The sequence below is a fragment of the Vibrio sp. RM-41-2B genome (assembly GCF_024744415.1).
In the GTDB taxonomy this organism is placed as follows: domain Bacteria; phylum Pseudomonadota; class Gammaproteobacteria; order Enterobacterales; family Vibrionaceae; genus Vibrio; species Vibrio diabolicus.
In genome coordinates this window covers 69112-85838 of record NZ_JAMQWD010000007.1, presented here as the reverse complement: position 1 = coordinate 85838, position 16727 = coordinate 69112, and the positions used below count along the sequence as shown (strand labels likewise).

Sequence of the window (16727 nt, the reverse complement as noted above, 5' to 3'; positions counted from 1 at the left end):
GCCTCGTTAATGACGTTTGTGTTAATTAGTGTTCGGAATGCTTAGGGTAAATATTTTCCAGTAGTTCAAGCGGCAATCCCGCCAGCTTATAGACCTTAAACAACAGCTCTATCTCTGTACCGTTGTGGATCTTCCATTGCGCTTTCCAGCCGTACTTCCCTTTTGCGTGGATAGGTATCATATCGGAATACTGAGCGCGCTTCTCCGCTTCTAGTAGCGTGTCGTGGTGATAACAACACAAGGGTAATACATACGCATGCGCCCGTTCTCCAACACGACCAAACACATGATGCAAGGAAATCACCGGATTCTCTCGGCCATGCAGCCAACACGCAATACATGGTAAGCGGCCAATGGCATCCATGATGCGCCTTTCCTCTGCCGTGGGCGTTCGGCCTTTCAATCCCTTACTGGCGATCTTTTTGGTCGGTTTCTTCGCTACAGGCTTCGCTTTTTGGCGCTCGATGCGCTGTTGCTGTTTGTCACGCTGCTTTTTCTGGTATTCGGGATCATTTAAGCGCTCGATTTGTCGCTGGCGCTGACGCTCTTGCTGCTGTAATTGCTTTTTGAAGCGTTTCTGCCGTTCCTCGGGATCGTTCATTTTGGCGATTTGCTTTGCTCGCGCCCGTTCCATTGATTGTTTTTGCTTCTCTCGTTGTCTTTGAAGTTTCTCTGCTATTGTCAAAGCCATTAAAAACACCTACTATTTGCTTGCTCTTGTTTCACATTTGCTGGTGGAACATGAAAAGGCTGGTAACTCGAATTTGCTGATTCGAACTGTTTGCTAAGGCCAGCCGCAAAAAAACCGCGTTTATTCGCGGTTTTTTTGTACCTATCAGAAGTAACTCTCAATTAAAACTCGATGGCATGGCTTGCCGTCATCGTTACGCATACGTTGCCCCAAACTGACGATCTTCATGAGCTTGGCCTCGTAGTCCCAAGGCTGATTTCGAGTTAAACACTCTTTGGCTCGTTTAAGCGCTGGCGAGCCAACTAAAAGATAAACGGCTTTGCGAGGTTTCACGCAGCATTCTCCGTAGCAATGTTTGAGGAAGTGATCATAGATAGTGAACGTTCGGCAAACTTAAGCTCTGCTTTGCGCATATCAATGTCGCGCTCTACATGCAGTGTGAAGTTGTCACAGAACACACCTTTCTCTTTCTGGTGCGCGTTCAGCTTCTCTTTAAGTTGCGTTATTTCTTGATTGAGTTTTTCAATGTACGACTTGAAGTAAACCTCGCTGCCGATTTCCAGCATCACCGATGCAGGACTACGAATGATAGACAGGCCATCGCATGTAGATTCGTTGCGTAAAAGGTTAAGAACATGCTCGCCGTCTTGAGTTAAGCTGTAATTCTTGCGGTCTGGTTTACCGTCTTGCGCTTCAATTTCGTGTGACACTAAACCCTTTTCCGTCATGCGACCAAGTTCGCGGTACACTTGCTGGTGGCTGGCTTGCCATGCGCCAGATTCAGGCATTGTTCGGTTTGTTAGGTCATAGCCTGTTTGTGTTCTCTGCTCAAGAATTGCTAGAAGTAGATTACCCAAAGTCATAGTTAGTTACCTTTTGTTATTGATGCCAAATTTCACCCGTATCCTCGTCAATAAATCCATGACATAGATACTCTCTACTTGTTGAGTAATGCGTAAGTCTTCCCTTTAACGCCTTTTTGTTGCGGTTATGCCAGTGCTCGTATCCGGCAGTAAACGCATATTGGTTGTTGTTGTAGTCTGCATAATGCAGATCTGAGCCATTGCGAGCCTCACTCACTCCCGCCGACCAGCTTGCTAGAAAATCGTCACGCTCATTGAGTTTGATAGCTTGTCGCTCATCATCATGCACCCCAAGTAACGTGATAATTCCTAGCCCTTGCATGCGGTCAATGACGGTCGTATCGAAATAGCCGATGTAGATTTCATCGTGCGGGATAAACTCTACTTGTAGTGGCATTTCGTAGACCGTTCCATCTAGCGGTAGAGCTTCCATAAGCTCTATGAGTAGGCTCAACTGGTTTTTTGGAATTGCCATTGGCCAGCGCCTTGTCTAGTTGTTTAACCACATCAGCGCACATGGAAAAGCGAGGCATTTCATTTCGTATCGCTTTTTCGTCTGCGCCCTCAATAAAGGCTTTCGCCTCATCTGCACTCCCTAACACCCAACTCACACACGTTCGCTACCGCGCCAGTGTTGCGGTTAATGGCCATCGATACTGTTGCTCCGTGGTTAGACAGGGCAATAGTGCCTTTGCTGGTATTGAACGTTTTTATGGTCATTTTCTATAAATGATTGAGCGTGTTCGGAATGCGGGATGAGACTACCACATCAAAATTAGGATATGCAATAACTAATTTAGCCCTTAATATCAAAAAAATACACATGGATATGATTTTATGTGTTCGGAATGAAAAAGTGTTGCCATAATCCAAAGGTGGGATTAGATTACGCTCCAAGCAAACAGTCGGAGCAGTTTAAGAAATGAATCTAATTCACGGATTTTGCAGCACTAACCCACTAATTAACCCTGATATGTTGCTAATGCAGAGAGGTACATACGCCCACCAGCTAAAGCGACTTTTCACTGACAGCAAACTACGTGTTGGCCATCTTTATGAAATGAAAACGACAGCAAGTAGCAGTGTTAAGTTTTGGGACTCACTCTCTACTTATTTTGATGAGATTACTTACAAAGCCAAGGAAAGCTACACAGAGATTGATTCTCAATATCAATTTTTAACCTATCTAGCTGATGCGGTTTACTTGATCGAGAAAAAGGGCATTGATTGGGATGTCACCATCCAGTCATTGATTTTGGATGATGACCAAACGCAAGAAACCAACGATCAACAGCTACGCAATATCAGCCACCTTTTGAAGATGACAAAGCAATACGCAGAGCAGTTTTAACGATGGTGACGATTTACCCATTAGATGAACGCAGACACGCTTTGCGAGCTATCTAATGCGCTCGTTGGGGTTGGTGCCAATGATTGCACCGTATCTGCATCTGGCAGCGATATTCGTATCGATTTCGACCGAGAAGCTGACTCATACGGCGAAGCCGTTCAAACCGCGATACAGCAAGTTAATCAGGTGAGTGGTCTTATTGTGAAAGAGAGTGATCATGTGACCTCTCAATTAAAAGAGTTAGAGCCATCCGAATACTTAACCAACCAACAGACTATCCAAGCCTATATTGATGAAGCGGCAAGCACTGGCGAGCCCGAGATCATTGCAGAAGCCTTAGCTACCGTTACCAAGGCCAAAGGTATGGATAACACCTTACACCCGCGCGACAACCCTTCTTTATCGTCACTTATCGGGCTGGCCAACGTTCTAGGCATATCAGTTCGATTAGGTATCAACATTAAATAACTTATTCCAGTAGTTCCGTTGGGCCGAGTTACTGAAATAGTGCCTCGTCAGGTATCTAGTAAATTTAGTTTCACTTCTTACAGAACAGAAACTAACCCGCCAATTACCGGCTGCGACATCGCCTACAAGAAAAAACGGCGCGACAAGATTGATGATCTGAGCAAGGTTTTCGACAGAGCGTTTAGAGAAAGTAATGGACAAGTTCAGTCTCGTCCAAGAAATGGAATAAACTGCTCAAGAAGATTAGAATTAGTCGGATAATGAGTCAGTTATTATCAACGTTTTACTGTGTTCTTTACCGGTGTCCACAAGGCACTACGGGTAAAGCTTAATCCGTTACCTGACATTTGGTTAATGTAGTGAGGTAGCAGACTACTTCACCGAGCTATTTCGCCTTTCAATGGTGTTTGGATTGAGCTATTAGAATAGTCTTGTTGATGAGCAAATGGCTCAAAAACTGGCGATGTTCGTTAACGTACCACTCCAGAGTCAATAGTTACTATTGATAAGATAAAATACGTTAAGAAAAATTAATTATGAGTTTGGCTTTCAAAAATTTTATTTTTATTTCTTAATTTAAACCAAATTTTCTTTCTACCATTATTCTTCAAAATAAAACCTCCAAAACCACACCACTTTGGCCACTTGTTATTCTTTGAAGTAGGTCAAGTTTTGATTTTTGACTATTTGATTTTTTCTTTTTACTGATTTTTTTATTATTAGATACATTTATTAAATCAATGATTTTATTAGACATACAATGCCCCTTACTTAATGATTAGGGTGTACTGAACATGCGTTATTTTATGATATAGAATGAAGGGAGCTTACAGAGAAATTTATTAAGGATGACGCTGGGAAAACTGACTTTATACTTTTTTATCTGAAACAACTATTGATCAGAGCTACTACTTCCTTACCACTGGATTACAAGCGATAAGGAAGCTAAGTTTTGTAAGACTATTACAACGTCGTTACATTTTCTGCTTGAAGCCCTTTAGGACCTTTACCTACGGTAAAAGAAACCTTGTCGCCTTCAATAAGTTTTTTAAATCCATCCCCAACGATGTTGCGGAAGTGAACGAATAGGTCGTCGCCGTTATTTTGAGAAATGAAACCGAAGCCTTTAGCTTCATTAAACCACTTTACTGTACCAATTACTTGATTAGACATATTATGCCCCTTATATAAATTAAAATTAAGGTGCACTGAACATAAGTATTATTTTAAGGATATAGAATTAAGGGAGATACAGAGAAAAACTTGCTAGGGATGACACTGGAAAACTTACTTTATATTTTTTATCTTCAAACAACTCTTCGTCAGAGCAAAATCAACTATACACGTTTCAAAAATTAAAGATAGCTTTATTTTCTATTTTTATACTAATAATGCACGTTACAGACCCCGAAAGCGCGCCATATGAGCCGCTATAGAATGCTTTAAGCAACATTTTGACACCCAAGAGGAGCATTGTTCCTTCTCATCCTACTATAATCATAGAGCAACCTATATGAGTTAAAAGGCCGTTTTCTGTACTCGGTCTATCGTACTGATTTTTTCATATTAGGTCGTTTCAGTCTTCAAGGTGTTAAAGTTGGTATACTAAAACTAAATTATTATAAATGAGCGCAAACATGAAACAAAAGAACTACAACAAACTTAACGATGAAGAATTAGAGTTTGTTAATGACAAGGTCGCAGCCTTACTCCTAACAAGTCCTAGGAGTGCTCGTTTGTTGCTCTGGATAATGGTGAGTCTTTCAATTGTGATGGTTGGTTGGGCATCTTTTTCTGAGATAGATAAAGTCATTGTCGGTTTAGGGAAAGTCATTCCTTCCTCACAGGTTCAAGTTATACAAAACTTGGAAGGTGGGTTAATTAAAGAAATTTTAGTAAAAGAAGGTCAATTAGTCGAAAAAGGTCAACCATTAATTCTCATCGATGACACGCTCTTTCGTTCAGATTTTCGTGAGCATGAACAACAAGTCGCTAACTTGAGTGCATCTGTATTACAATTGACAGCCTCGATAAATAGCGTTCAAGTTAACAATGACTTTGACATTAAAGATTGGCGACAAAATGTCACACTAAACTATGACCAGCTAATGTTCCCATCATTTTTAGAAGAAACTCAACCTGAACTAATCCTACGTCAAAAAGCTGAGTATCTAGAAAACTTAAATAATATACGCAACCAGCTATCAGTGATTGATCAGCAAGTCATACAGAAACAACAGGATTTGATTGAAATAAAAGCACGAGTAGAAAACTTACGTAGGAGTTATCAATATGCAAAAAAGGAACTGGATATTACCAAACCTCTAGCTGACGAAGGTATAGTTCCACGCATTGAATTACTTAAATTACAACGACAAGCCAATGATAGCAGGCGTGAAATGACATCTAGCAAGCTTAAAATTCCCGTATTAGAGTCATTAATTCAAGAGTTCATGCTTAAACGAATAGAGGTCGCGCTACAATTCCGATCTGAACAACAAGAAAAACTTAATAGCACCCAAGATCAACTATCTTCTTTGGTAAAGTCTACAGTTAACTTAGAAGATAAAGTCAATAGAACCGTGGTTTACTCACCAGTAACGGGAAAAATTAAAACGTTGAGCATAAATACAGTTGGTGGAGTTATTCAACCAGGTATGGATATCGTTGAAATTGTGCCAACCGAAGACGCTCTACTGATAGAGGCAAAAATAGCACCAAAAGATATTGCATTTTTACGTCCTGAGCTACCTGTTATTGTCAAGCTTACCGCTTATGATTTTAGTAAGTACGGTGGTTTAAAAGGGGAGTTAGAACATATTAGTGCAGACACAATCCAGGATGAAGAAGGTAACGACTTTTATGTAGTACGTATACGTACTGATAAAACTGATCTCGGTGATAAAGATCTACCAATCATTCCAGGAATGACAACATCAGTTGACATAATAACCGGAAAGAGGACCATTTTAGAATACTTAATGGGGCCAATTCTAAATACAAAAAACACAACAGATTAATAACTTACACTGTTTTCACAAATCGTGATACCCGTTACCATTGAAGATGTTTAACTTCTTATGAAATTGGACTTATAAAGCCTAAGTTGCACAATTACAGTAGCCGCAAACATTTGACCGAGAATACGTACTTTCATATATGTCTCTATGGGCCCCCTCATCGCATTGTCACTAACTAATGAATATTAGTATATTAGGAACTAGTGTTCGGAATTATTATAAATGAATAGAATATTACTTTAACCGTACACTACTAACTTTTTCAATGTGTAACAATACGTCCATTACATCGCTGTGAGCCTTGAGTAACTTTCTCTTAGCAATCGTCCATGCCGCCAATTTCCCATAAGCGTTCACACTTACCTTAATGGAATGCTCATGCTTCTGGTTGTTCTCATCGTACTTGGTGTACCGCGCTACGTAGTATTGCTTACCATCGATGGTAGTTAACCGTGGTTCAAGACTTTTCGGCAAGCGCGCCAGCAAGTTGAATTGCTTACGAACGCGATCCCAACAACGCCCCCATAGTTCCTTGCCGATTTGGTTGCGTATTTTGGTTGCCTTGCGTAGACCTTTCTTTTCACCAATGCGAACAAACCCGACAGAGCGACGAATATAGCCCCCTTCCGGCTTAGGCACACTAACGGCATAACAGGTCTTTTTCTTGGTGATGAATCGATAGCCTGTGTTAGATACGAAATAAGCATAAGCGTTACGACACTCTGACACTCTATAACCCTCAAATAAACAAAACATGTAATTCCTTTCGGTTGGATTTGGCTGGCCATTGTTGCCCTTTCTTGGCCAAATGGATAACGTTACAGTGTAACTATGTTTTCTTATATTCCTAATTAATGCGACAGATTGATAGTCTTTAGGTCGTCATAACTGCAACCAAGCACCAGCTTGATTGCCTTTTTGCTGAACCCTTTTTTCATTAATTCTCTTACCTTTGGTTTAAGGTCATTCGGAATTGAGGTTCGGGAAAGTTCCTGTTGTCGAAGTTTAAATTCGTTTACTCGTAAGTTCGCGTTCATTAGAGCCTTACACATAATTTCCCCTCCCTCTATTCTGCCTTTGGTTTTAATGAAATGCCTGTTGTGTACTCTTTCGCTTCGTCGTGGAACGTTCTTAAGTAGTGGTCAGTCACGGCAACACTAGAGTGACCAAGCGCGTCCTTAATCACTTTCAAAGAGGCTTTCTTTTCAAGCAGGAGCATGGCGTACATTTTTCGCATCGAATGTGTTGATAGCTGATATGGCAATCTCAACTCCATTGCTATGCGCTTATACGCTCGGTTGATATACTGGATGCTGATCGCATTGCCCTTTTTGGCCAAGTGGTGATTAGATTGAAACATCAACTCATTATGCCCATTGTGTAAGTAGATACGTTTAATCAGTTCTTCCAGTTCGGCATTAACGTGAATGGTGATTCGAGCGGCCTCTTTAGCGGCTTTTTCGCTCTTACCTCGGGTCATACGGCCTTTAAAACCTTTTGATTGAACAATGCTAAATGACGACCGGATCACGCCATTTATCATCACATCGCTGAATTTTAGCTTCGAAATGTCGCAATAACGTAAACCTGTACGAACCTCCATTTCAATCATCATAGAGATAAGCGGGTTAATGTCATCCATTAAACGGATTATTTTTTCCAACTCGTCTAAGTCACGCGCAGGGAAAGCAGCCATTAGATCAACTCCACGTGATTAGCATTAACCGTTTTAAACTCGCCACCAACGAACACTTGAATTTGTAGGGTTCGGGATAACAAGCCAAATCCCAAGAATAAGCCTAGTTCGCCATCGACACGCACGAAGTCGTGGTGAACAGGTAAGCGGCCAAAGTGGTTGATCATCTTGGTTTGTGCTTGGATGCTTTGAGCTTCTTTAATTGTGTTTATGGCAAAGCGAAGTTGAGAGCGAATCTTTAGCGCATTATTACCTTTTCGAGCCTTGCTGATCGTGCCTTGCACACAAGGGAAGCCGTAGAAATTGCGAATGACGGCGGCGGCTTGTTCTTGGCCTCCACATTCATTAATTAGCTCATCCAAAGAGATAAAAATAAGGTCGTGGTGGCGCTCTTGGATGGCACTGCGTTTGCTCGACCACTCATCCGAAAGCGACACCAATTCATTTTTTTTAAACATTTTTGCTGATCCTTTTTTAGTAAAATTCCAGTGTTTGCTCGGAATATAATATATTCTAAAGGAATATCCTTTTCAACTCTGTTCGGAATGATTCCATTGAAAGTACAAAGAGTTCCAAAAGTGACCGATTAATCAACCTTTGACAAACAACGCAACAGTGCTCAAAACTCCACCAGCAAGAAGCCATTTTTTATCAATATTCCTATGGAATATTTAGGTTTTTTCACACAAAGCGCCAGGATTAGAAAACAACCCCACACAATGTATAAGTTATTGTTTTTATTATATTTTGTGTATTTAAGAGGAAATGACCAGCGACAAAACATTGAATAATTTAGTTTCAGTTCTGTATAGAACTGAAACTAAAAGAGGTTTTTTGAAACTCGCCACGACAATTACCCGTCTTTGGAAATATAATGACGGTGTTACGTCGTCACGTGACACGAACAAATATACATATCCTCAATTATTATGCGGTATAGGTCACGTTCTCAAAACCTAACTGCTAGTAACGATATGTTTGCATTATTTTGCATATCTAGACAATCAAAGATCACGGTCTCATAATACTCCGCGAACATCAGCTCGGCTGGCGAGAATCCCCTAAACTCTTTCCAAATCAGAGCTATATACGTATTGGCTATCCAGTCAATTGGCTTAAGAGATATAGATATGCACTGCACGTTGAATCAATTAATTCCAATCGAAATACTAGATAAATGTGACCTGTCCCTAGATGTATTTAGCAGCTCGTTCCTCGATGACGCGACCGACATTTGCATGATGCATCTTATCCAATCGCATCCGAACGCACTATGCAATTCATCCATTAATCGTGATGACGTATTAAACTTCGTTCGAGATCACTTCTCCGCTTAAAAAGCAACACTTATAACGTTCTTCTGTTCGTTTTTTATTTAATTCCGAACACAAAAACGGTATGCTACGCATCAAGGATAAAGGTAGGGTTTTTCGTTACTCGCATACGCTCAGGGATGGAGTGTAACCTTTATCCTCCAATGTAATTTGGAGCAACCGTTCACCATGATTAATAAAAAAAATACTGAAATTAAAGATTTAAAAGCTATTGATATAGAAACACTTAATCAATTACTTGCAAACAAACAAACGGCAGATGCGCGCCTAAAACGTGCCTTGAAGCACCGCGCGACTTTTTCCGAACAAATAGATGGCAAGGAAGATAGTGGACTATTCAATGAACGCATCGTAGCTGTAGTAAAACGTGGTAATCCGACCACTCGTTTACTTGAGTATATTGAGGCCGCGAAATCAGCCAATAAAGAGCTTTTAGAGCGCGCACCTCAATACTTCAACAGCTCATCTAACTCATTTAAAGAGACGACCGTAATTGAGAACGTCCGTCGCGTTAACATCACAATTAATAAAGCAGCTAGCAGCCAGAAAGTCACTGGCGCACGTCTAGCCAAAAGACTTGAAGCATACCTACGCGACCTCGACCGTAAACTCTCCTACGATCTTCCAGAAGATGAGAAAGAACAGCTCACTAACAATAAAAACACTGCATTGAATGAATTGAAATACTTCAAAGACAATGCAGACGTTGAGTTTAGAAAGCGCGGTCAAGAACACAATGACATTGTAGCTATCATCCATACCTATGATGGCAACAATGGTGGCATTTCTCGCGTAGCTAAAAAGGTTCACGTTAACGCTGGTGGCCTTGTTCTAATTAGGCATCGCTCTTGTAAAGATCACGATGTGCTAATCACGAACAACACCACTGAGGGACGTTCGATATTCGATGAAGCGAATGCTTTTAAGTCGGTACTGTACCCTAACGCTAATATGTATATAGAAAGCGAAGTTGACGCTATTCGTGAAGCCAGAAAAGAGCTTAGAAGCAAGAACGAAAGCAAAGCACGTTCGCAGTTCGATGGATTAGTGAACTAAGGTTTTAAGCTATATTATTGTTGTTCCGCTTTGATTGGTGATTTGGTGGCGATATTTAACGGTATCGCCACCTTTTCATATTACTTTTATATGTTGGCACCAACGGAATTAAGCATCGTCCGATTCAAGCGCTTCCAGTACCCATTGTTCTACGGAACTGCGAGACTCTAGCATGCTCTCTGTTACTTCCATTTCGTGCGGCACATAATCTACCAATTGAGAAAAACAGTATGTATCCCAACGGTCAGGTGATGGGATGTTCATTTTCTCTTTCATCATCGGTTTTGGCATCATTACCCATTGGCCTGACTCGTTGATTGCACAAGGTATTTTACTGCCTTGTTCTGCCGTCTTGACGTTCTTATCTATCTGCATGCGGCCTTGGTTTATCGCATCCCGAGCCATAACATTGGCATACGCACGCTGGTTAAAGAAACGCTGCTTATCGCTGGTGGAGTGCATCTTCTTACCCCAACGAATGCGCTGTACGCGCCGTCCGTAGCGTTCTAAGCAAGTCGCCGTGTCATAACCTACACCGTCACTATCCACTGCTATCGTGATGTTTGGGTACAAGTCCTCACTACACTCTGCATGGATAATGTCAGCGAACCGAACCGGATCGACCGTGCTTGGTTGTTCAAGCAATTTCACGCTCTTAACGATGCGCTCCATGCGTTGACCCCAAACCTTGCAGATATTGAGTATCGAGCGGTCACGACCATTACCCACGTCCACCAGCGCAGCCCAACCCCAACCATCGGGCATATCGAGGTTGAGCCTTGCGCTTTTGTCCAGTGCATCCCGACTAAGCAGCATGCCAGCAATGGAACTTGGGAACTCCCCACGTACTTTAATCAGGTATTCCGGTGCCTCTCGACCGCCATACTCCAATCGCTTATCGAGGATAAATTCCACGGTTACGAACGGCGATTCCTCGGAGTTAAGCCGGATGGCTCGCCATCGACCACTAGGCTCGGCTAATCGGTGATGCGTATCGTAGAAATAGCCGCTAGGGCGCGTTGGCTGGCTCAATAACAGCATTCGGTTATCTTTCTCGGTCAATGCACCCGCTAACACACCAAAAGCCTTGTCAGAGACGCCTGACGCCTCATCGACAATAACAAACAAGTGTTTAGCGTGTTCACCCGCTAGCGCTTCCTCGTTACCAATACGGCACGATTTAGCACTGGTTTGCCAGATACCTTTTGCTGAGTTTTCAAAAAAGGCTGTCTCGGTAATGGTGAAGTATTGCTGTAACCAACCATGCTTTTGTAAGAGCGTGTTCCAGTTGGATTTTAGGTACTTCCATACACCGATTTGTACCTGTCTCGCGTTGTTCGCCACCAGCACAACACGCGCATTGGGGAAACAGAGCATGAAAGCAATGATCATGATACTGGTCATGTCTGACTTGCCTGTACCGTGGCCAGAGCTGACAGTCGTTCGCGCACCAATACGCTGAGCACTATCAATGATTTTGCGCTGCTGCCAGCTCGGCTTCTTACCGACTAGCTCAACAGCGAGGCGTTTCCAGTCATAGCGATACCGCTTAACTAGGGCAGGGTAACGGGGATCTTGTGTTACGCTCTTTATTCGTCTAGCCACCAAGTACCTCGAAGCTGTCTACATCGTCAAACCCCGACACTCCCTCGTTATCGAGGTCATCATAGGCTTGCTCTTTAGCGGCTTCGTTTTGTATTTGGGATGGGGATAGGGTAGGTTCTACGCCGTTCTCTAGGTCTTCGGCTTCTTTGATTCGTCGGTTTACTTCTTCTTTGCGCGCAGGTAGCCAGTTATCTTGCTGCTCAATCTGCTCTAACGTGTAGTCATCAAACAGCTCATCCAGCTCTTGCTCACTGATACCAGTGTCTTCTACTTCTGGTTCTAGGTTCGCTAGCTCTACCTTAGCTTCATGCAATAGCGTTGCTGGTGGACGTGCACCTAACTTCTCGATTTGCTGACACGTCTCTAAGGCTGTCCAGTTGTTCTTAGTGCGCAGAGAAAGCATTTCTATTACTAGGCTGGTTTCTTCCGCTGGCAGTAAGTGTGGCATCATCAATTCAGCGTATTCCTGTTTACGCAAATCGATGTAGCGCTTGGCCTCTTGTTTGGCCATCGTGGAAATACTCAATTCCAGTTCACGCAATCTGGTGCCATAGCCAAAGATGAGACGGTCACGCATGGCGTTTATGTCTACTGGCTGGTTTTCGTCATCGAGCGGAATGTCTCCGCTTTCTTCCATTTCATCGATCTCTTTAAGGCGTTTAGCTAACGTCTCATTCATTCGGTAATACTGCGAACGGGCAATAATCAGTTCGTTGCAAACCGAAAGCGGATCGGTATCCATGAGAATATCCATGATTTCGCCAGTAATACCCGCACTACGGGCATAACCACCATGCACAACAGGGCGACCCACTTGAGCACTGGAATACTGCGAAAGTCCCTCAACTGATCGCGGCTTGCGCAGTGATCCAATACCTCCTGTTTTCGCGCGATCGCCTTGCGCACTTTGCGCTTGCGCGGTTGCCCCCGCTTCTTTAGACTTTGATTTATCAGCCCTTTTTTTCTTCTTGTCGTTTTTCGCTTCTTGAAATTTCGCTAATTGCTCATCGTAAAGATCAAATAATCGATCAAACTCGGGCAGCGATCGCATGGAATTAAACTGGCGGCGCAATGTCGCACCGTTCACCCCTTTATCTTTCGCAAAAGCGGCCATCGTGAGCGTTGGGTTTTGAGCGCCACGCACGAGAAATTCTTTCAAAAGGGAATGCCAGTCATTGCCCTGACTGGTCTTTTTCGCTTTGATTTTTGGCATAACGGATGGTTGGAACTTGCCGCCCGTTTTGGCTGGCCGTTTTATATATCGCTTAGCGGTGCCGTACTTTAGTCCGTTGGCTTCGCAATACTCGGCCAGCGTCAAAGTCGGCTGCTTCTCTAACTGCTCCCAAAACTGCTGTTGGTGAGCCTGATAGTCAATCTTGCCGGACACGGTTAAACCCCACTTATTTCTTTACGTTCGGAATAATACAGAGTTTATCGAGCCAATCACAACAAGGATTAAGCCAGATGAAACAACCATTTGATTGTCAATAAGGCTTTAAAGACAAAATTTAATAACGCGACATTAAATAGTATTTACAGTAACGATTTTCTGCATATAATCATGGCCAGCTAGTGAGTAACGCTACTTATGTACAATTGATTCTGCGGCACAATATAGTAATTGGCTGCGTTATCTCACTAGCCACCTTTCCCCCATACCCAAGACAACGCGCTACGTGATGAAAGGAATACCCCTTGAAAGCACCCGAGCGCATCAAATTCAGACACAAAGCCAAAACCAAAGCGCGACAAGCCACGTTTAGAACTCGCCAGCGGGAAAAGGGTTTAGCACTACTGCAAGCGCGTATCTCACGCCTTGCTCACGCCAAAGCATGCGAACAATGCGAACAGAACGGCATTACCCTGACTGACCTATATCAATTGGCCATCAACAACACTGACCCGAACCAGCTACCAGAAAAGCACCCCGAGGTGACAGAGGGCGACCTTGTAGGAACACGCCAAATTAGCCCTTGGATTGATCCCGAAGTGGCAAAGACGTTCGAGGAATTGGCCACCAACTACCGCAATCGAACCATAGCGATGAGTGCCATCGTCTATGCGTATTGTGTTCATTGCGAGGAAGAATGAACCGAACCGGACACGCGTGGGGAGCACTGTGCTTTGCGCCCGTTCCTCTCGCCTTAATGGCAGACACAACACCACTGCATTCAATCCTGGCATTTCTTGGTTGCTTAAGCGGTTCGGGCGCACCAGACTGGCTTGAATTTGACAGAATCCCGCACCGAACTTACACCCATACCCTTTCGTTATGGCTCGCTGTAACGGCTTATGGCTATCATTTGGCAATAGGGGATACATTCGTACTCATTGAGGCGTTAAAAGCCACCAGCACGATTCTAGGTGCAATTCTGTGTGGATTTGGATGCGGTTGTATCTCGCATTGGCTTGGGGATGTGCTAAACCGCCAGCCAGTGCCGATTTTTACCCCATTTGATAGGTACTGTTTGAATCTATTCGCTTCGGGGAGCCACCAGCGAATCACATGCGTATTCATTTTCTCGGTAGCATGTATTTTAGTTGGCTTTTTACGGCCTTTGTCATTCCGAATAGACTTGCTAAAAATGACGTTTTTGACATAAAAAAAGGCCACGTTTTACCGTGGCCTTTTGATTTTGAGGAGTTGTCAATAACAGGTAATTCAATAACCAATCAATTGGCCATCTATATTTTGGAGTATCCACGTCCATTTTCTTGCGAGCGAGGTAAATATAGGACACCAAAAACGCCTTTTCAATAGGTTGAAACGCGACACATAAAAAAGAGCCAGTATTTCTACCAGCTCTTTAACTCTCTTTTGCAAACCTACTTTGAATCACTTGTCGAAGCTTTACACTTCAACACGAAACAGGGCAATTATATTGATACTTACTCTGAAAAATCAAGAAAAAAGCGCCAATGGAATAACCAAAGGCGCTTGAGGACAGTTGTCTAAGATTTTTAAAGGAAAACACGGTCGTCACAATGGCAACTATGTAACTCGCGTATAAATAAATTTATCCGTTCGGAATGCGTAGTTCAAGTGTTTTTTTATCCATCAGCACTAGTCAAAGCACACGTTATCCATCAAACAAGGAGTCTGCACCGATTAGCGGTATAAGGCGAAGTAAAACATCCTCCATAACCCCACTTTCAGCGGTGGCAATCTTCTTGGCTTTGCGATCTTTCCAAGACAGGGTTTGGATTAAGCTAGAAGCAACCACACAAGGTTTATCTAGGTTATTTACGGGAACTTCCGTTGCTTGGCCGCGAATACTGGTGCTAATAGGGCAGCAAATGAGTAATCCTGTTTGTTGGTTATATTCTTTGCTGGAAAGCACTAGCGCAGGACGGTACTTGCCAATTTCCTTTCCCTTTGTTGGCTCAAAGTCGAGCCAGATAATATCGTTTCGTTTAGGAATAAACTGCGCCATTATTCACCTAACTCCTTGCCTGAAACTATTGCCAGCTCATCGGCGTGTGCCGTATGTGCATCTAAACCTTTCAATAGTTCTTTTTCGCTAAATGGAAAGCTTTTTTTTGGGCGCTTGATTGGCTCAATGATTATCTTGCCACCATCAGTTTTAACCTCAATATCCGCCCCCTCCGCTAGCCCTAATTGCTTGATAAAGGCAGCAGGGATGATGTTACCGAGGCTATTCCCTATTTTTCGCACTTGAGTACGCATAATCCACCTCTCATGTTAGTACGATGTTATAACAATAATATTGTATACCTTTGACTCAAAGTGTCAACTTTGTTATAACCACCTAGCCAACACTACTTTCAGTTTGCTTAAGGTGATTGTTTATCTCGTGAATCATCTTGCGTAGGGAGTTATCCAGCTCTTTGGTGTACAGCTTATCCTTGGCCAGTTCTCGCTTAAGGATGCGGTCGTGTTTGCGATGCCAGAATAGTTCGTGGACTTTTCTCATAGTGCCTACTCATATAGACGCTCTTTGGTAGGGGATAGATAGAACAAAGGGCTGACCCTCTTTCGAAGATCAACCCTTTACCCTCTTTGGGAGCCTGTAGGTTTTTACCCTACAACGCTTGCACAACCTTATTAAACAAGCGCACCGTATAGGAAATCGTATCCGTCACTGTCCTATGGGGATAATACTAAACTCATTCCGAACACACAGCAATATTAGCTTTCATTTCATTTTGTTATTTTTTACACATTTACAGATCGTTTCTGTCGCTTTTTGCTGGTGGCTTTTTTGAGTGTTTCGTAGTAGCCAATCTTTATCAAAAACAAGTACCAGAGCGCGTTAAGAGGCGTGACTTGCCTAAACTGTAGGGAACATTTTGCATTTCTTTGTTGAAAGTATGGCTTTATGAGCTAAGTTTTATATTGGTTTTTTATTACTGATATTGAGGATAGTATGGCTAGGTATTATGTGAACAAGAATCAACAAGCTAATGGCGATCATGAAGTGCATAAGCAAGGTTGTTCTTACATGCCACTGGAACATAACCGAACGTATCTTGGTGAGTTTGCTAGTTGTGGGCCTGCAGTTTCTGCAGCGAAGAAAACCTATTCAAAGGCCAATGGGTGTTATTACTGCTCAGAAGCTTGCCATACGGGGTAGGAGTTTCCTAGGGTAGCAAGAATAGAGGGATCTGTACTTTGATCCCTC

21 protein-coding genes are annotated in these 16727 nt (G+C 42.8%); 7 read left to right on the top strand and 14 right to left on the bottom strand.

Annotated elements, in window-relative coordinates; all coding sequences use genetic code 11:
• Window positions 1-25 precede the first annotated feature (25 nt).
• The 4 genes from NB463_RS08015 to NB463_RS08000 all read right to left on the bottom strand — a co-directional run bounded on the left by NB463_RS08015 (window position 26) and on the right by NB463_RS08000 (window position 2029).
• Entirely contained in the window at window positions 26-691 is a 666-nt protein-coding gene (locus NB463_RS08015) for a Ref family protein (protein ID WP_258430893.1), read from the bottom strand.
• A 144-nt stretch (window positions 692-835) separates the two neighbouring features.
• Window positions 836-1024: a hypothetical protein gene (locus tag NB463_RS08010; RefSeq protein ID WP_042522705.1), complete on the bottom strand. Its 189-nt coding sequence runs from the start codon at window positions 1022-1024 to the stop codon at window positions 836-838.
• On the bottom strand, window positions 1021-1554 hold the full coding sequence (locus NB463_RS08005; protein WP_052484257.1) for a PadR family transcriptional regulator: 534 nt from the start codon (window positions 1552-1554) through the stop codon (window positions 1021-1023). The genes NB463_RS08010 and NB463_RS08005 overlap by 4 nt, the downstream gene beginning before the upstream one ends.
• A 16-nt stretch (window positions 1555-1570) precedes the next feature.
• Window positions 1571-2029, bottom strand: a complete 459-nt coding sequence (locus tag NB463_RS08000) for a hypothetical protein (protein WP_048626724.1) — start codon at window positions 2027-2029, stop codon at window positions 1571-1573.
• 447 nt (window positions 2030-2476) lie between these two features.
• On the opposite strand from NB463_RS08000, the gene NB463_RS07995 reads away from it, so the two are divergent.
• Together NB463_RS07995 and NB463_RS07990 are read left to right on the top strand one after the other, a co-directional pair.
• A complete protein-coding gene (locus NB463_RS07995; RefSeq protein WP_074190791.1) occupies window positions 2477-2905 on the top strand; it encodes a hypothetical protein in 429 nt (142 codons plus the stop codon).
• Between the two features lie 24 nt (window positions 2906-2929).
• Window positions 2930-3373, top strand: coding sequence for a helix-turn-helix domain-containing transcriptional regulator (locus NB463_RS07990; RefSeq protein ID WP_242657431.1), 444 nt, complete (start codon window positions 2930-2932; stop codon window positions 3371-3373).
• Between the two features lie 607 nt (window positions 3374-3980).
• On the opposite strand, the gene NB463_RS07985 is transcribed toward NB463_RS07990, so the two are convergent.
• Together NB463_RS07985 and NB463_RS07980 are read right to left on the bottom strand one after the other, a co-directional pair.
• On the bottom strand, window positions 3981-4130 hold the full coding sequence (locus NB463_RS07985) for a hypothetical protein (protein WP_165615990.1): 150 nt from the start codon (window positions 4128-4130) through the stop codon (window positions 3981-3983).
• Window positions 4131-4336: 206 nt separating this feature from the next.
• The gene (locus tag NB463_RS07980) at window positions 4337-4546 is read right to left on the bottom strand and encodes a cold-shock protein (protein WP_017634094.1); all 210 of its coding nucleotides are present in this window, start codon (window positions 4544-4546) and stop codon (window positions 4337-4339) included.
• 464 nt (window positions 4547-5010) lie between these two features.
• On the opposite strand from NB463_RS07980, the gene NB463_RS07975 reads away from it, so the two are divergent.
• Window positions 5011-6393 carry an HlyD family type I secretion periplasmic adaptor subunit gene (locus NB463_RS07975; RefSeq protein WP_074190792.1) on the top strand — a complete coding sequence of 461 codons (1383 nt, stop codon included), beginning with the start codon at window positions 5011-5013 and terminating at the stop codon, window positions 6391-6393.
• Window positions 6394-6627: 234 nt separating this feature from the next.
• On the opposite strand, the gene NB463_RS07970 is transcribed toward NB463_RS07975, so the two are convergent.
• The 3 genes from NB463_RS07970 to NB463_RS07960 form a co-directional block, all read right to left on the bottom strand.
• A complete protein-coding gene (locus NB463_RS07970) occupies window positions 6628-7149 on the bottom strand; it encodes a hypothetical protein (RefSeq protein ID WP_017634092.1) in 522 nt (173 codons plus the stop codon).
• 310 nt (window positions 7150-7459) lie between these two features.
• Window positions 7460-8089 carry a tyrosine-type recombinase/integrase gene (locus NB463_RS07965; RefSeq protein ID WP_033905402.1) on the bottom strand — a complete coding sequence of 210 codons (630 nt, stop codon included), beginning with the start codon at window positions 8087-8089 and terminating at the stop codon, window positions 7460-7462.
• Complete coding sequence (locus NB463_RS07960; RefSeq protein WP_074190793.1) at window positions 8089-8547, bottom strand: hypothetical protein; 459 nt, start codon at window positions 8545-8547, stop codon at window positions 8089-8091. The genes NB463_RS07965 and NB463_RS07960 overlap by 1 nt, the downstream gene beginning before the upstream one ends.
• A gap of 1044 nt (window positions 8548-9591) precedes the next feature.
• On the opposite strand from NB463_RS07960, the gene NB463_RS07955 reads away from it, so the two are divergent.
• Window positions 9592-10479, top strand: a complete 888-nt coding sequence (locus NB463_RS07955) for a hypothetical protein (protein WP_033905404.1) — start codon at window positions 9592-9594, stop codon at window positions 10477-10479.
• Between the two features lie 108 nt (window positions 10480-10587).
• On the opposite strand, the gene NB463_RS07950 is transcribed toward NB463_RS07955, so the two are convergent.
• Window positions 10588-12084, bottom strand: a complete 1497-nt coding sequence (locus tag NB463_RS07950) for a hypothetical protein (RefSeq protein WP_017634087.1) — start codon at window positions 12082-12084, stop codon at window positions 10588-10590.
• On the bottom strand, window positions 12077-13471 hold the full coding sequence (locus NB463_RS07945; RefSeq protein ID WP_033905406.1) for a hypothetical protein: 1395 nt from the start codon (window positions 13469-13471) through the stop codon (window positions 12077-12079). Before NB463_RS07945 ends, NB463_RS07950 begins: the two co-directional genes overlap by 8 nt.
• 308 nt (window positions 13472-13779) lie before the next feature.
• On the opposite strand from NB463_RS07945, the gene NB463_RS07940 reads away from it, so the two are divergent.
• Window positions 13780-14175 (top strand): hypothetical protein, encoded by a 396-nt coding sequence (locus NB463_RS07940; protein WP_033905407.1) that lies wholly within the window; start codon window positions 13780-13782, stop codon window positions 14173-14175.
• On the top strand, window positions 14172-14687 hold the full coding sequence (locus tag NB463_RS07935) for a metal-dependent hydrolase (RefSeq protein WP_258430891.1): 516 nt from the start codon (window positions 14172-14174) through the stop codon (window positions 14685-14687). Before NB463_RS07940 ends, NB463_RS07935 begins: the two co-directional genes overlap by 4 nt.
• A 477-nt stretch (window positions 14688-15164) precedes the next feature.
• On the opposite strand, the gene NB463_RS07930 is transcribed toward NB463_RS07935, so the two are convergent.
• The 3 genes from NB463_RS07930 to NB463_RS07920 form a co-directional block, all read right to left on the bottom strand.
• On the bottom strand, window positions 15165-15518 hold the full coding sequence (locus NB463_RS07930) for a type II toxin-antitoxin system PemK/MazF family toxin (protein WP_033905408.1): 354 nt from the start codon (window positions 15516-15518) through the stop codon (window positions 15165-15167).
• Entirely contained in the window at window positions 15518-15772 is a 255-nt protein-coding gene (locus NB463_RS07925; protein WP_033905409.1) for an AbrB/MazE/SpoVT family DNA-binding domain-containing protein, read from the bottom strand. The genes NB463_RS07930 and NB463_RS07925 overlap by 1 nt, the downstream gene beginning before the upstream one ends.
• Before the next feature lie 82 nt (window positions 15773-15854).
• Complete coding sequence (locus NB463_RS07920) at window positions 15855-16019, bottom strand: hypothetical protein (RefSeq protein WP_155396209.1); 165 nt, start codon at window positions 16017-16019, stop codon at window positions 15855-15857.
• A gap of 453 nt (window positions 16020-16472) precedes the next feature.
• Between NB463_RS07920 and NB463_RS07915 the strand changes: the two genes are divergently transcribed.
• Window positions 16473-16679: a hypothetical protein gene (locus NB463_RS07915; RefSeq protein WP_172606004.1), complete on the top strand. Its 207-nt coding sequence runs from the start codon at window positions 16473-16475 to the stop codon at window positions 16677-16679.
• The last annotated feature ends 48 nt before the right edge of the window (window positions 16680-16727 follow it).